Origin of the sequence: Streptomyces sp. SAI-170 (assembly GCF_049739565.1) — a bacterium.
GTDB lineage: Bacteria > Actinomycetota > Actinomycetes > Streptomycetales > Streptomycetaceae > Streptomyces.
In genome coordinates, this window is record NZ_JBMGQD010000001.1 from 56,866 (window position 1) to 70,545 (window position 13,680).

At 68.2% G+C, this 13,680-nt stretch carries 10 protein-coding genes and 3 pseudogenes; 4 read left to right on the forward strand and 9 right to left on the reverse strand.

The window, feature by feature from the left end:
* Positions 1 to 406 precede the first annotated feature (406 nt).
* The 3 genes and pseudogenes from RKD23_RS00310 to RKD23_RS00320 form a co-directional block, all read right to left on the reverse strand.
* Positions 407 to 1,246: a zinc-ribbon domain-containing protein gene (locus RKD23_RS00310; RefSeq protein WP_424851674.1), complete on the reverse strand. Its 840-nt coding sequence runs from the start codon at positions 1,244 to 1,246 to the stop codon at positions 407 to 409.
* A gap of 178 nt (positions 1,247 to 1,424) precedes the next feature.
* Positions 1,425 to 1,562: a hypothetical protein gene (locus RKD23_RS00315; protein ID WP_424858444.1), complete on the reverse strand. Its 138-nt coding sequence runs from the start codon at positions 1,560 to 1,562 to the stop codon at positions 1,425 to 1,427.
* 42 nt (positions 1,563 to 1,604) lie between these two features.
* Positions 1,605 to 2,045: pseudogene (locus RKD23_RS00320) on the reverse strand (zinc-ribbon domain-containing protein); the annotation flags it as partial.
* A 524-nt stretch (positions 2,046 to 2,569) separates the two neighbouring features.
* Here RKD23_RS00320 and RKD23_RS00325 point away from each other — a divergent pair.
* From RKD23_RS00325 to RKD23_RS00335, 3 genes are all read left to right on the forward strand, one after another.
* On the forward strand, positions 2,570 to 3,076 hold the full coding sequence (locus RKD23_RS00325) for a PASTA domain-containing protein (protein ID WP_424851675.1): 507 nt from the start codon (positions 2,570 to 2,572) through the stop codon (positions 3,074 to 3,076).
* A gap of 279 nt (positions 3,077 to 3,355) precedes the next feature.
* Positions 3,356 to 3,556 carry a radical SAM protein gene (locus RKD23_RS00330; protein ID WP_424851676.1) on the forward strand — a complete coding sequence of 67 codons (201 nt, stop codon included), beginning with the start codon at positions 3,356 to 3,358 and terminating at the stop codon, positions 3,554 to 3,556.
* 39 nt (positions 3,557 to 3,595) lie between these two features.
* A complete protein-coding gene (locus RKD23_RS00335; protein WP_424851677.1) occupies positions 3,596 to 4,081 on the forward strand; it encodes a hypothetical protein in 486 nt (161 codons plus the stop codon).
* An 839-nt stretch (positions 4,082 to 4,920) separates the two neighbouring features.
* Here RKD23_RS00335 and RKD23_RS00340 read toward each other — a convergent pair.
* From RKD23_RS00340 to RKD23_RS00360, 5 genes and pseudogenes are all read right to left on the reverse strand, one after another.
* Positions 4,921 to 6,285 (reverse strand): NAD(P)/FAD-dependent oxidoreductase, encoded by a 1,365-nt coding sequence (locus tag RKD23_RS00340; protein ID WP_424851678.1) that lies wholly within the window; start codon positions 6,283 to 6,285, stop codon positions 4,921 to 4,923.
* A gap of 169 nt (positions 6,286 to 6,454) precedes the next feature.
* The gene (locus RKD23_RS00345; RefSeq protein ID WP_424851679.1) at positions 6,455 to 7,549 is read right to left on the reverse strand and encodes a dihydrodipicolinate reductase; all 1,095 of its coding nucleotides are present in this window, start codon (positions 7,547 to 7,549) and stop codon (positions 6,455 to 6,457) included.
* Positions 7,550 to 7,700: 151 nt separating this feature from the next.
* Positions 7,701 to 8,034, reverse strand: a pseudogene (locus RKD23_RS00350) (transposase); the annotation flags it as partial.
* Between the two features lie 27 nt (positions 8,035 to 8,061).
* Positions 8,062 to 8,305, reverse strand: a pseudogene (locus RKD23_RS00355) (group II intron reverse transcriptase/maturase); the annotation flags it as partial.
* A gap of 140 nt (positions 8,306 to 8,445) precedes the next feature.
* Positions 8,446 to 9,681, reverse strand: a complete 1,236-nt coding sequence (locus RKD23_RS00360) for a helix-turn-helix domain-containing protein (protein WP_424851680.1) — start codon at positions 9,679 to 9,681, stop codon at positions 8,446 to 8,448.
* An 872-nt stretch (positions 9,682 to 10,553) separates the two neighbouring features.
* Here RKD23_RS00360 and RKD23_RS00365 point away from each other — a divergent pair.
* A complete protein-coding gene (locus tag RKD23_RS00365) occupies positions 10,554 to 11,162 on the forward strand; it encodes a helix-turn-helix domain-containing protein (RefSeq protein WP_424851681.1) in 609 nt (202 codons plus the stop codon).
* A gap of 545 nt (positions 11,163 to 11,707) precedes the next feature.
* On the opposite strand, the gene RKD23_RS00370 is transcribed toward RKD23_RS00365, so the two are convergent.
* On the reverse strand, positions 11,708 to 13,072 hold the full coding sequence (locus RKD23_RS00370; protein ID WP_424851682.1) for an APC family permease: 1,365 nt from the start codon (positions 13,070 to 13,072) through the stop codon (positions 11,708 to 11,710).
* Positions 13,073 to 13,680 lie beyond the last annotated feature (608 nt).

A 13,680-nucleotide genomic window follows, 5' to 3' on the forward strand; every position in this document is an offset into this window, starting at 1 on the left:
GTCTGCTTCGGCGGCCGCCGCGCCAAGGAAGCCTTCGCCGTGCTGCAGGAGGACTTCCCCTACCAGGACAACCGGCTGGTCCTTGAAAGGCCAAGATCCACTGTGGCTGGCCCAGAGGCCGTCAGCGCCGTCGGGTGCTGGAGGACACCGTCGCCGTTCGTCAACGGCGTTGGGCTGGGCGCACCCGGCAACCCTCACGGGCCAGGCCCACCTCGCTCTCCTGCACTGGCCACAAGGCGATGGCCGCCATCAGAATGCTGGAGCGTTCCCTCACCGGCCACCGGGCGGCATTCGGCCCCCACCACCCGCGACCCGTCCCCGCCGGCCGGTGCAGCGGGGGCGGACGGCGACGTGATGCGGTGACGCGGCAGGACCGGCATCGCGGTAAGAAGGCGCGGGCCGGGGGTCATGGCTGGGTGGGGCTTTTGCGCGGCGGGTGGCACTCCGGGCATCGTTTGCCGGTGCCACCGCGGCGAGAGCGCTGATCGGGCGTGGCGTCCCAGCGTCCCAGACAGCCGGGCTTCGAGCAGGCCCACCGGCACAGTTTGGTGGAGCTCGGCCTCAGCTCCTTCGCGGTCAGGTTCGGTTCGTCGATCACTTCGACAAGCTCGTCGGCGAGGGCAGGGTGCACGTCCTGCAGAGATTTGCCGGGCCTGGGACGCACCCTAGCGGCGACGCTGCGTCGGCGAGCGCATCGGGGGCATCCGCTCGACTGGCCCGTGCGGCGCTTTGGAGGGGCGGGGTACTCGAAGCGGCAGTGCGGTTCGGGGCACCGCCACTGACATGTCTTGTTCGACGTGGGGAGCAGGTCGAACGCGGTCCAGCCGGGGTGGCCGACCACCTCGATGAGTTCCTCAGCTATCGTCGGATTGACCTCGGCGAGTGATCCACCAGGACCGGGCCTGCTGTTGGCCGCGCCCACACGTGCGTAACCGCACCGGCGGCAGCCACGACCCGTAAGTGCCCGGCTGTTCAGTACGGCCTTCCATTCGTAGCCGCAGTCCGGCTTCCGGCACCGCCACAGACACACGTCGTTGCAGCCGGGCGGCATCCGGTCAGGGGCCTTGCCGGGGTTGGTGAGGTTCACTACGAACTCCTCCTCCAGGTGCGGCGCCACGTCCACAGCCGACACCGCGGGGGCCGGCCACGGCCCTCTCCCACAGCTGCGCGCCCTTGGTGAGCGCTGCGGTGACCGCGGCCGGTGTGAGCTGTCGCCAGGAAAGGCCGCGGCGTCGCAGTACGGCACCCACCGCTTCCGCCCAGTCTTCGGGGTTCACCCCCGGCCCGGCCTCATTGTGGGCCAGACCGGGCACCGGGAGGGGCGGCAGCCCGCGGCTTCGGATGCGTTCCACGTCGAGTCCGGTGGCGAGTGCTGCCGCGGTTTTGGCGGTGTCACGTTCCAGGCTTCCTGGCCTGTTGTGGGTCTATTCCGGGTCCAGGTCGATGAGCAGGCCCGGGGCTGGCTCGGGCAGGTACAGGTCGAAGCGGTCCTGACGGCGCCCGGGCAGGCGGAGGCGGTGGTCCAGTTCCACGCTGAGCCTGGAGGCGGCCTGGACGAGCATGGCGACGTTGCATTCGAACGGGGAGCGGCCATGCCCGTTGCAGTCCGGGCAGCCGCGTCCATTGGTGCGGTTGGCGAGTGTCGCCGGCCAGAAGTGCCCTTGAGCGCACTCCCACTCGCACAGGTCATGGGACTGCGGGCGCAGGGTGTCCGGGCCACGGTCGGGACGGCTGAGGTTGCGGCGGAACTGCCGTGCCAGCGCAGGATTCAGCTCGGCGAGCGATTCTCCCGGGTCGGGAGACCGATTGCGGCGCTTCCAGCACTCAGGGCACCCCGAGGGTTTGACGCTACGGGTGCGAAACTGCAACCGGGCGGGCCACTGGTGACCGCAGCCTTCCGCCGAGCATCTCCACTGGCACCGGTCCGTGGAGGACAGCGGCATGGCCTCCAGCGCCATACCAGGGCTGGACAGGTTGGAAACGAACTCGGCCTTCAGCCGAGCCCCAACTGCAGCCACCTCGGTAGCACTTCGCCGCTTACCCATGACGGCAGATCCTGACAGCCGCCACTGACAACGGCCGTCCACGGGCCGCGCTTGTGCTGCCCGGCACCGCACACGGCCCGGGAGTGCCGAGTCTCGTGCCAGGAAAGCAGGTTCGTGTCCGTGTGATTCCGCGTAATGGGCGGACTGCAGGCACCTGCCGTGTTAAAGATGCTTGTGTGCTGCGCAGGTCGAGGTGACCCTGACCGATTTCGATCCCGATGTACAGCAGTTGCTCGATGGGATCCTGGAACCTCTGGAGGACGCTGGGCGCGCGAGTGAGGATCCTGATGCGTCCGCGGATGCACCACCGTCAGCCGGTCGGCGGCCAGAGTCGCATCCGCCACCGCGGTGCGTGACTGGGCGTCTGGAGTGACCGCGTCGACCGGATCAACCTCAGTGGCTGAGTCGGCGTCATCCGCTGACTCGGCCGAGCCCATCAGCGCCCATACCAGGGGGGATGGGACCGTGTCATCCACAACTGACCTGCTGTCGCCCCTTCATCTCATCTCTCATCAAGGAATTTCATGAGCAGCCTCTACACCCCGCCGTCCTCGAAGAAGCCCGTGTACAAACGGAAGGGCTTCTGGATCGGCGTGGGTGTCCTCGTCGTCATCGGTGGGGTCGCGAACGCGGGCAAGGACAGCAGCACGGTAACGGACGCCAAGCCCCAGGCGACCGTGACCGTGACCGCCCCGGCCGCGCCAGTTGAGAGCAAGGCTCCGACGCCGGTTGAGAGCAAGGCTCCGGCGGCGGCCGAGAGCACCCCCAAGGTCGTCGAGGCGACGGCCGAGGAGGCCGAGCCGGAGGTCCCGGACGTGCCCGACGTCGTCGGCATGAACCACGCCGACGCACAGAGCCTTCTGCGCAGCCAGGGCTTCATGGTCAACGAGGAGGACGCCTCGCCCGAGGGACGCATGATCCTCCTCAACAGCAACTGGAAGGTCTGCAGCCAGGACCCGGCGCCCGGCACGTCCGGCGAAAGCGTCCTGCGGGTCGCGATCTACTCCGTGAAGCTCGAGGAGACCTGCTGAACAACCCACCCGGCGGCCGCGTCCACCCCATCAGCGCGGCCGCCACATCGCCTCAAGGACCAGTTCCTGGCGATCGGCCCGGAAGCGGCCGCACCGGACGAAAGCGCGCTCTCGCTCGGCACCAACCGGGCCGTGGCCGCCTCGTCATCAACGCCGCTCGCGAGGCCATATGGGCCTGCTACTTCAACGACGGCACGTACGCACCGGAAGACATCAGCCTGCCCGAGGACCTGCGGACCGCGCCCGTGCCGGGCAGCCCCGAGCACGGCCCGTCCGGCGGTGCCGGAGCTCCTCGAACTGGAGATCACCGGCAAGTGTCAGCTCGCCTGCCCGTCCCTCTGCTACGCCAAGGCCGGCCCCACCGTAGGGCACGGCAGCATGACCACCGACGACTGGAAGCGCCTCATCAGCGAGGCCGCCTACATCGGCGTCAAGAAAGTGCAGTTCATCGGCGGTGAGCCGACCATGCACCCGGACTGAGAAGACCTGGTCCACCGCGCCCTGGCCCTCGGGCTCGCCGTGCAGGTCTACAGCAACCTGTACCGGGTGAAGCTGGAGCACTGGCAGTTGTCCAAGCATCCGAAGGTGTCCCTGGCGACGTCGTACTACAGCGACGTGGCGGAGGAACACGAGCAGGTCACCGGCCGGAAGGGCTCGCACGCTGCGACCCGAGCGAACATCATCCAGGCCGTCCAGCGCGGCATCCCGCTCCAGGTCGGCATCGTCGAGGTGTTCGGAGGCCAGCGGACCGCGGAGGCCCGCGAGGACCTGCTCACGCTCGGCGTCCGCACGGTGAACGTCGACCGTGTCCGCAGCGTCGGCCGCGGCAAAGTACACGTCCCCAGTACCAAGGACCTGTGCGGGCGCTGCGCGGACGGCCGGGCCACGGTGATGACCGACGGCACCGTCACGCCGTGCGTCCTGGGCCGCTTCCTCGGCACGGGCAACGCGAGGACCGAAGGACTCGGCGCAGTGAGCTTCTTCAGCGTTGGCGCTCCAGCGTGAGGATGGCCTGCAACGTCCTGAACGGAGCGCGGTCGAGCGGGACGAGTCCGAGATCGCCCGCTGGATCGCGCACGAGTGGCCGCGCATCAAAAGGGGGCCGCGAACACATGTGCCTGGATCGTCTTCCTCGACGAATCAGGCGTCTCCCTGCTGCCTCAGATCCGCCGCACCTACGCGCCCCGAGGGCGGACTCCGCTCCTGCGGCACCGTTTGAACTGGAAGCGGGCGTCGATGGCCGGGGCTGGGCTACCACTCCACCGACCCCGATCGTGGGGCCCGTCTGTGCTTCCACCTCAAGCCCGGCAACTACGAGACCGCCGGGCTCATCGAGGTCCTGGAGCAGGTGAAGGTGTTCTACCCCGGTGAGCGAGTGGTGCTGGTCTGGGACGGCCTGTCCGCCCACTGGAGCCGGGCGATGCGCGCCTGGGTCGCCGAGCAGGACTGGCTCACCCTGGAGCGATGACCCGCCTACGCTCCCGAGCTGAACCCGGTGGAACTGTTGTGGTCCTCGCTCAAGAAGCGTGAACTCGCCACCCGCCGGCGACCACCTCGCCGATGTCGCCGATGCCACCGAACAAGGCATCCACCGCATCAACCACAACCCACAACCCACAACCCACAACTGCCATGGTCATTCCTCGCCCACACCGGCCTGACCATCCACCCAGCACACCCACCGAACTTACGAAAAGATCAGTAGGTTCTGTCGTCAAATGTCAGGCCCACACCAGGAGTGATCCGAGGGCGACGGCTGCTTCGTAGGACTCGGCGGTCTTGTCTTGTCGTAGCGGGTGGTGATCTCACACCACGTCGGCACAGATCAGGTGCCACCCAAGCCTTCAGGAGTTCCCGCGCCTGCGACGACGGAGCGTCCGCCTGGCCAGCGTCTTGCTGCCGTTGAAGAAGTCGTTGAACCGGTCGATCCCCCAGACGGCTCGGAGGACGAGCGGCTGCAGCAGCAGCGACATCGACGGCGAGTACTTCGAGGCGTCCGACCAGATGCCGGCGAGGTCATCCGGCATCTCCCCGTCGACGATGTAGTCGGCGAGCTGATGGGCCACGTACGGCACCTGACAGAGGCCGTGGCCGTTGCAGGCCATCGAGTAGAAGACGTTGTCACCCACCTGCCCGGCAATTGACAGCCAGTCCGGGCTGATGCCGATCCAACCGCCCCAGGCCCGCTCGATGGCCACGTCGGACAGCGACGGGAACCGATTGGCCAGGTCCTTCCCCATGTCCTGCACGACAATGGGGTCCGGGACCCGGTCCGGAAGGGGGAAGGTCGGGCCTCGCTGCGCTTGGCGGACCCCGCAGACGATGGTGTTGCGCTCGGTGAGCCGGTAGTGGGTCATCAACTGGTGCTGGGTGATGATGCCGGACCGGCTGGTCCAGCCCAGTGCGGCGAGCCGTTCGGGCGCGATGGGTTCCGACTCGATCTCGATGACGTACAGCGGCGTCGCGAGGTTCTTGGGCCAGATGTCCCACTCGCCGCCGTAGACGTTGGTCGCGAGCACCACCTTGTTGGCCCGGACGGTGCCATGCGGTGTCGTGAGCTCGACGGTGCTGCCTGTCCGGCGGACATCGCTCACCCGCGACTGCTCGAAGACCTTGGCCGAGGAGGCGAGCAGCGCGCGACGCACACCACGAGCGAGCTTGCCCGGGTTCAGCATCCCGCCGATGGATTCCCGCATACCGCCCACGAAGCCGGCAGGGAGGCCGAGTTCCTCTCTGCTGCCGACAGTCCCCTGCCCACCGAAGGCGCGCAGAACCGCCGCCTGGGTGCGCACCCTGAGCATCATGAGGGGTGAGACCGCACCCCACACCAGGCCGTTCGCCACATAGTCGCAGTCGATGCCGTGCGTCTTGATGAGGTCTTCCACGTAGTGGCCCGCGTGCTCCGCCAGTTTGACCATGGCCGGCACCTTCTTCGGGGACTGGAGGCTGAGCATCCGCAGGTCACCACCCGGCGCCCCGGCGATCTGACCGCCGTTGCGCGAGGCCGAGCCGTATCCGCAGAACTCGGCCTCCAGCAGGACCACGTCCTGGTCGCGCTCCGCGAGGCGCAGCGCAGCCGCCATGCCACCCATGCCGCCGCCGATGACGGCGATGTCACAGGTGAGATCGCCGTCCAGCGCGGGCTGCACGTCGTCCGGCCGGTCGATCCAGCCGGTGAAGCTGCTGTATTTCGTGTCGTCGGTCCTCATGCTGTTCCTTAGGTGGGGGTCTGTCCTACTGCATGCTTCACGTCAAAACCTGCTCGGCACACGCCGCAAGCCCTCGTTCCCGTCCAGCAGATCAACCGTGGCGGGCGTCTCTTCGGCGAGACGTGTGAAGACGGCGAGCAGGAGGCTTTCCGTCTTCTGTGCCTCCGTCTCAGTTCTGGGAAGTGGTGGTTCCGAGCGGGGCCTGGGATGCTCGGCGTTCTCCCTTGGCCGCGACCGAGCGAGCCGGGAGGTCTGCCATCGACAGGAGGCCGGGTCGTGCCTCGACGACCGCGGCGGCGGCGTTGACCGCCGCTGCGATCGTGCTGAGGAAGGAATCGAAGCCCGCGGAGGAACGAAGGTCGATGACCTGCTCCTCTCCGACGATCCGGTAGTCGTCGCCCGTGGTTACCTCGTCGGTCGGCTCGAAGAACCCGAACGTGATCTCCAGGTCGATCACCGCTTCGCCGTTGAGCACGCCGCGGGCGGCATGAGTGACGGCCGAGATCTGTCCTGGTTCGATACGCAGGTGGTCCCCGACGCGGGGTGAGGTCGTCACGACGGCGGGTTCGACCTCTCCCACGTCCACCGAGTCGAGATCCCATCCGAGCCCCGCCGCGAGCGCTCCGATGGCCTGCTCGAAGCCGTAGTGGCCAACGACCTCGCCCCGGCTGCGAGCCTTCTCGAACTCCTCTGTGGTCAAACCGAGGCCGAACTTCGACAGGATCGCGCCGTAGCGTGACATGTTCGTCCGTCGGCGGATGCGCACGCTCTCCACACGCTGGGTCAGTGCGGTCAGCAGGAGAGGAAGGGTGTCCATCAGGATGCCCGGGTTCGCCCCGCTGCCCAGGACAGTCACTCCATGAGCCTTCGCCGTGTCGTCGAGCCGTCGGGCCAGGTCGGGATGGCTCTGCCATGGATAGGCCAGCTCTTCGCAGATGCTCAGGACGTTGTACGAACGCTCCAGCAGCGGCAGCAGGACACCGGCCACCCTGTGCAGATCCGAGACGGTCGCCACGATCGCGAGGTCGGCGGCGGGCAGGTCGGCCGGGTCGCTCACGATGACGACACCGTTCGCGGCGCCACCGAGGAGCACTCCGAGGTCTCGACCCACCACGCGGGGGTCCTGGTCCACTGCTCCGACGATCTCCACGTCCGCGCGTTGCAGCAAGGACGAAGCGATGGCCCGGCCAGTGGCACCGAGACCCGCAATGACAGCCTTATTGCTCAACGTCACTCCCTTGGGTGCCCCGGTCGGCGCGCCCACGACCCGGTGCCCGGCGAAACCGAACCTTGCCTGTGGCGGTTGCCTCGTCCCTCACTGTCGCCTGCCACGGCCGCGGGGAGAACGGCGCTGAGCACCTGCTTCCGCTGAGGGCGGTGCACGATGCACAGGCCGGTCGTGTCCTTGCGCTCATATCGAAGGCCGGCTGGCGGCCCCCTCGGCTGCCGCGCCGGGCACGGTTACGGACCTGGTCGGCCCGCTCGGGAATCGTGTGCGGGATACCGCGACGGCGGAGCCAGGTGCGGATCGCTTTCGAGCTGTAGCCCTTGTCGCCCAGGACGCGATCGGGCCGGACACGGGGCCGCCCCGGCCCGATCCGCGGCACCCAGATCGCTTCCACGGAGGTGAAACCGGGTGCAGTCGTTGGTGTTGCCGCGGGTGACGACGAAAGCGAGGGGACGGCCCCGGCCGTCGCACGCCAGGTGGATCTTGCTGGTCAGCCCGCCTCTGGACCGGCCGAGAGCCGGGTCGCGAAGCCCCCTTTCGGTATCCCCGGTGCCGAAGTAGTGGATCCCGGCGATCGCGTCCTGGGCCCGCCGTCGGTGCCGGAATCCATAGGAGACCGGCTTGAAGTCGGCCTCGAAAATCGGTTCCAGCACCAGCTTCAGCGCTGCCTGAACGACCCGGTCCGCGATCGTCGGAATCCCGAGCCTGCGGACCTTTCCCGAGTCTCCTGGGAATGCTGCGTTCCCGCACCGGCAGAGGACGAAACGAGCCGTCTTCGAGGGCGGACCGCAGGAAGGTCGCTGGCGACGGCAGTCCGACTGCTGGGCCCCGTCCGGGGCGCATGTGAGGTCCTGCCCACCCCTGCCCTGCCCGCCCTTCCGGGCTCTTCCCAGGGTCAGCGAGCTTGAGCGCCGAGACTGCGTGGTGTGAGCTCAGCTCGGAACGATCGCCGCGATGTCAGGCGCGAGGTCCAGGAGCAGGAGCGCCGCCGCCACGTGGGTCGGGTTGTCCTCCACCTTCACGGCCGAGAGCTCGTTGGCGCGGGAGACCCGCCGTTCGACGGTGTTGCGGTGCGCGTAGAGGTTGGCGGCCGCGCGGGTGGTGTTGAAGCCGCACTGCACATAGGTGAGGAGTGCCTGACGTAGTGCCCTGTCGGCGTCGGCCAACGGCCCGAGAGTATTGATGACGAACCGGCGCGCACCGGCCCGGTCCTTCGTGAGCGCATCGATGAGTTCGACGTCGGCGTAGGCGGTGAGGCGCCGGTCGGAACCGAGCCGGATGACCAGCGCCTGTGCAGCGAGGGCGTCCTGGTGGCTGGACCGGAATCCTCCGAGTCCGCGTCCCGGCCTTCCCGCTGCTGCGCGAACGTCGTCACTCGCCGCGAGGGCCTTCTCCACGTGGTGAAGGTCCGGGACGGCCTCTCCCGAGAGCCAGATCCACTGCGACGTGGCGCTGGCACGCGCCACCAGGGCGCTCCGGCCGCCCGCGGTGGAACGCACGGCAGAGATCGCCTCGTTCAGGGCATCGGCCTGCTGAGGATCATCGATCCACAGGACGAGGCCCACGTGCCACCGCGCCATCCGGTAGCGCAGGCGCCCCTCGGCGAGGTCTTCCGGCATCGGTGCCCCGCTGGCGATCATCTGGATCAGTGCGACTCCCTCAGCATCCGTACGGCCCATCGCCGCGGCGAGGCCGGCTTGGCGCAGGGCCGCGACCGAGTCGAGGGCGTACTGCACCAGTGACTGCGCCGTCACGTCGAGGACCCCGACGAGAAGATCGGGGTCGGCGCAGTCCGCTACGCACTCCTCCAGCCATCGCCGCCAGCCGATCCCCAGTGCCACGCGCCAGGCAACGGCGAAGTCGGGCGCAATGCCTCGGGAGACGAGATCATTGATGTACGCCGTGGTCCTCGGGCCGACGTAGGGCTCTACTCTCCGCCCCGGTTGCTGAACGTTTGCGGTGAGCCATTGGACCAGGTCAGATCGGTTGAGTGCGAGATCCTCCTCGACCAGCGATGCGTCCGCGAGGAGCGCAGGATCGTTCTGGGCGACGAGAGAGGGCCTTGCGAAGGCGTCGACCAGGGAGTCCGTTTCGACAAGCAGGCGCTGACACAGTGACCTGATCACTTCAGCGACCTCGCGGGAGGGCGCGGGCCACAGCTCTTCCATGTCTTCAGTGTCCCCCTGATCCTTGGAGGCGGACGCTCCTGACATGCCGTGCCACAGGCGGTCGCAGGACCCCTTGATGGCATGGCCGACGGCCAAGGCGATGGTCGTCGGCCCGCCTGCTGAAGCGAGAGGCGTCCGGTCGCCGCCACCGTGCCGCAGCGGCTGCCGCCCCCGAGATCTCCGTGCGCTCGACGGGCCGGAGACGCCGAATCCGGTCATCGTCCGCCTTGCACTCGTGGTGGGTCGACGCCGAGGTAACCCATGGCGCGCTTGACCCGCACGTACTCCGCAAGGCCGTACACCGCGGTGTCCTCTCTGTGCCCCGGGTTACGGAAGCTGCTGTGCGGCATGCCCGAAGCATGCGGAACGCGCATGCCGACCCGGACGCAGCCGAAGGACAGTTCGCGAGAGGCGCGCATCGCGCGACGACGATCATGGGTGCACACGCTCTCGTCCCAGCCGTACCGGATCCCCCGCGTCCGGAGACGAAAGGCATCGGCACCTCCCTGCCTCCTCGGACGGGAGGAACCTCCGAGTGACAGACGCTCGCCGCTGGTGATGCGAACCCTGACTTCGCCCGTCCACGGATCGGCAAGGTCGGCACCACGACCTCGACGGGCGTGGCAGGGCCTCGGGAGACAACGGCATGCATGGAGCTCCAAGAGTGTGGTGTTTAGTGTGACTAAACCGGCGGCAGGTCTACCACGCCGCCGGAGGCGCTGCAAGAGGTCCGGCAGCGAAGCCCCCTGGAGGATCATCAGCCACCTGTGACGCGCATGCCTTAGCCTCGTGTCACGGAGGGGGCCCGCCTGAGTCGGCCTGTCACCCGATGGGCACACGACCTCGACCATTGCACGGGCGGTGAGCACACCATGTCCATCGAACGCGACGGCAGAGCAGCCAAGAAGTCCTCCGCCCTCGAAGCATCCGCAGGGGCGCAACTGAGGGCGATCAGGCTCAGCCGCGGGTTGTCGTTGACGGAAGTCGCGCATCAGGCAGATGTCACCAAGGGCTTCCTGAGTCAGCTGGAGCGTGGTCTCACCAACGTGTCCGTCCCGACGTTGTTGCGCGTCTGCGATGTGCTGCAGATCGGGGTCGGCGAACTGTTCGCCTACCCGGATGAGCAGGTCGTGGAGGGCGGAAGCCGGATCGACATGGGCGGTGACGGCGTAGCCGAGTACCTGCTCACGTCGGCCGATACCACCGCGTTCCAGGTCTTCCGCTCGGTGATCGAACCAGGCGGGGGGACGGGTGGCCCCTATCGGCTCGACACCACCACCATCTTCGCGATGGGACTGAGCGGCTCGACCCGTCTCATCGTCGGAGGCGAGACTCGGATACTGTCGGTCGGCGTGTCCACTTCATTCTCCGGTCAGACGCTTCACCAGTTCGACAATCCGGGTACGACGGTGAGCGAGGTCCTGTGGGTCCTGTCGCCGCCACTCCTGCGCGTCGCGCGAGGACCGGCCCAGGCTGGGTGACTGCATCTCCCGCTCGGTAGCCGCGTCCGTGCGGGAGCTCCGCCTCCGCCTGCCCGCCATCGGTGCTCTTCGCCGCCTCGAACCCTTGTTCTTGAGGCGCCGGCGAGGCCTCGGCCAAGGCGGCGCTCGACTGTCGAGAACCGCATGGGATCGACGGCGCGGACCGCCAGGTGCAACGTGCACCGGCTCCGAGCGAAGCAGGTGCCCACTGTCCTTCTCACCGCGGTCGTCGTCGAGGGTGCTGCCGCAGGTAGAAAATCTCATTGCCGACGTCGGCATCGGTGGGGAGGGGTCGGGCTCGCTGGAGCGGTCCCGCAGGCCCTTGAGGCCCTCGTCCCGTCGGCGGCGCAGCCCTTGCAGAAGCAGGCGCGGCTGATCCGGCAGTAGCGTCAGGTCAGCGCGACATGCCCGATGCCTTCCTCGCCGCGGCACAGGACTGCCAGGCGATGCTGTGCCTGGCGGTCCTGCTGCTGTTACAGCGAAGGGCACCATATCTCTGCTGTGGCCGAAGAATCGGAGTGTCACAACGTCCAGTAGTCGTCTACCTAGAGCCGCTCGTAGACGGCGGGTCGGCGCGCCCGCAGGACGAGGGCCTGCACCGCGCCGGCCACGGCGGAGAGGGCGACGAACCCGCCGATCACCCAGGCGCCCTCGGTGGTGCCGACAAGGAGCGGGAAGTTGGCGACCATCAGGCAGACCACACAGGCCAGGGCGAGGAACGCCACGGCCGGGGCCACGACCGTGCGCCACACCGGCTGACGTTCGTCGACGCGCCGGAAGAAGCCGATCACCGCGAGGCTGGTGGCCGCCATCAGCAGGACGATGCCGAGGGTGGCGGCGCCTGAGAACCAGGCGTAGAGGTCCCCGATCGGGTCGAGGTCGAGCGCGGCGACGACGAGCGTGGTGACGAACGCGACCGTTGAGGACACGGCCGAGGACGCCGACGGCGCGCGGTGCCGCGGGTGGACGACGCCCAGCGGCCCCGGAAGCACTCCGGCCCGGGACAGCGCGAACTGATAGCGCGTCACGACGTTGTGAAAGGCCAGTACGCAGGCGAACTGACTAGTGATCAGGAGCACCTGCATCACGTCGGCCCAGACGGATCCGACGTAGCTCTGCGTCAGTGAGAGGACCAGACCCTCGGGGTCGGCCTGCGCGGCTCCGATCACCGCGTCGACGCCGGCACCCACCACGATCGCCCACACGGTGAACGAGTAGAAGACCCCGATCACCAGGATCGCGACGTACGTCGCCCGCGGGACCGTGGCGTCAGGGTCCTTCGCCTCGTTACGGAACACGGCCGTCGCCTCGAAGCCGATGAACCCGAAGATGGCGAACATGGCACCCAGGCCCGGGGAGCCGGTTCCCACGATCGAGGGCGACAACGACTCGGCCGTCAGGCCATGGGCGCCGCCGTGGCCTACGATGCCGAAATCCATGACCAGGAGCAGCAGGGATTCCAGTACCAGCACGGCACCGAGCACCTTGGCGCTCAGCTCGATGTCGCGATAACCGAGGAAGGCGACGATGCCCAGCGAGAGGAGTGCCCACAACCACCACGGGGAGCCGGCGTCGGTGTACCGCTCGATGACGTTGCTCGTCGCGACGCCGACGTAGGCGTTCACCCCGACGAGTAGCAGCGTGTAGGAGAAGAGCGCGAGGGTCGCGGCGGAGAGACCAGGTATGCGGCCCAACCCGGCCTGAACGTAGGCGTAGAAGGCGCCCGCGTTGCGTACGCGTCCGGCCATCAGCGTGAAGCCGACCGCAAAAATCAGCAGCAGAACGGTGGACAGCGCGAAGTACAGCGGCATCCCCGGGCTGCCGCTCACGGCGAAGGCGAGCGGCACCCCGCCGGCCACCAGCCCGAGCGGTGCCGCCGCGGCGACGACCATGAACACGATCTGCGACACACCGAGTCCACGGTCGAGCGGGTTACCCGATCCCGCTTGACCGCCGGGTGCTTCGACGTGCCCTGTCTTGGAGAGGTCGGCCATCTCGACCACCTTTCGGCTCGCGAGCCGATGTCGGCTCGTCATGGGTGGATGAAGGAGTGCGTGAGGCGCTACACCCACGCGAAGCGAGCTGGAGCGGCTCCCGAGCAGCGGGGCGAGGAGATCCGGCTTCTGCCTCTCCGGCTCAGCCCTGAGAAGACGTGGGCCCGAGCGAGACCCGGGTTGCTCGTCGCTTCCTCACGTCGACCGCGTGAGTGACAGCCGCGATCTGCCCGGCTCGATACGGATGTGGGTCCCGACGCGCGGCGGGTCGTGACGACAGCGGGTTCGACCTCAGCGCACGACCGCGACGAGGTGTTTAGTGCCACTAAACAGCAGGAGGCAAACCTCTATCACGCCGACTTCACCGCCGCAATGGCTGCGGAAGGGCAGGCCGCCGCGCGGACGCCGCCCAGGCGCCCTGCTCCTCGAAAGCCGAGCGAGGCTTCGAACGAGGTCGCCTCGGATGCTGTCGACCACCGTATGGACGCAGCGGTGCGACCGGCTTGTGCATCGTGCACCGGGCC

Bases quoted from the DNA above. Each gene is read 5' to 3' on its own strand.
- RKD23_RS00360 (WP_424851680.1), bottom strand. From the start codon at position 9,681: ATGGAAGAGCTGTGGCCCGCGCCCTCCCGCGAGGTCGCTGAAGTGATC.
- RKD23_RS00325 (WP_424851675.1), top strand. From the start codon at position 2,570: ATGAGCAGCCTCTACACCCCGCCGTCCTCGAAGAAGCCCGTGTACAAA.
- RKD23_RS00340 (WP_424851678.1), bottom strand. From the start codon at position 6,285: ATGAGGACCGACGACACGAAATACAGCAGCTTCACCGGCTGGATCGAC.
- RKD23_RS00365 (WP_424851681.1), top strand. From the start codon at position 10,554: ATGTCCATCGAACGCGACGGCAGAGCAGCCAAGAAGTCCTCCGCCCTC.
- RKD23_RS00315 (WP_424858444.1), bottom strand. From the start codon at position 1,562: ATGCTCGTCCAGGCCGCCTCCAGGCTCAGCGTGGAACTGGACCACCGC.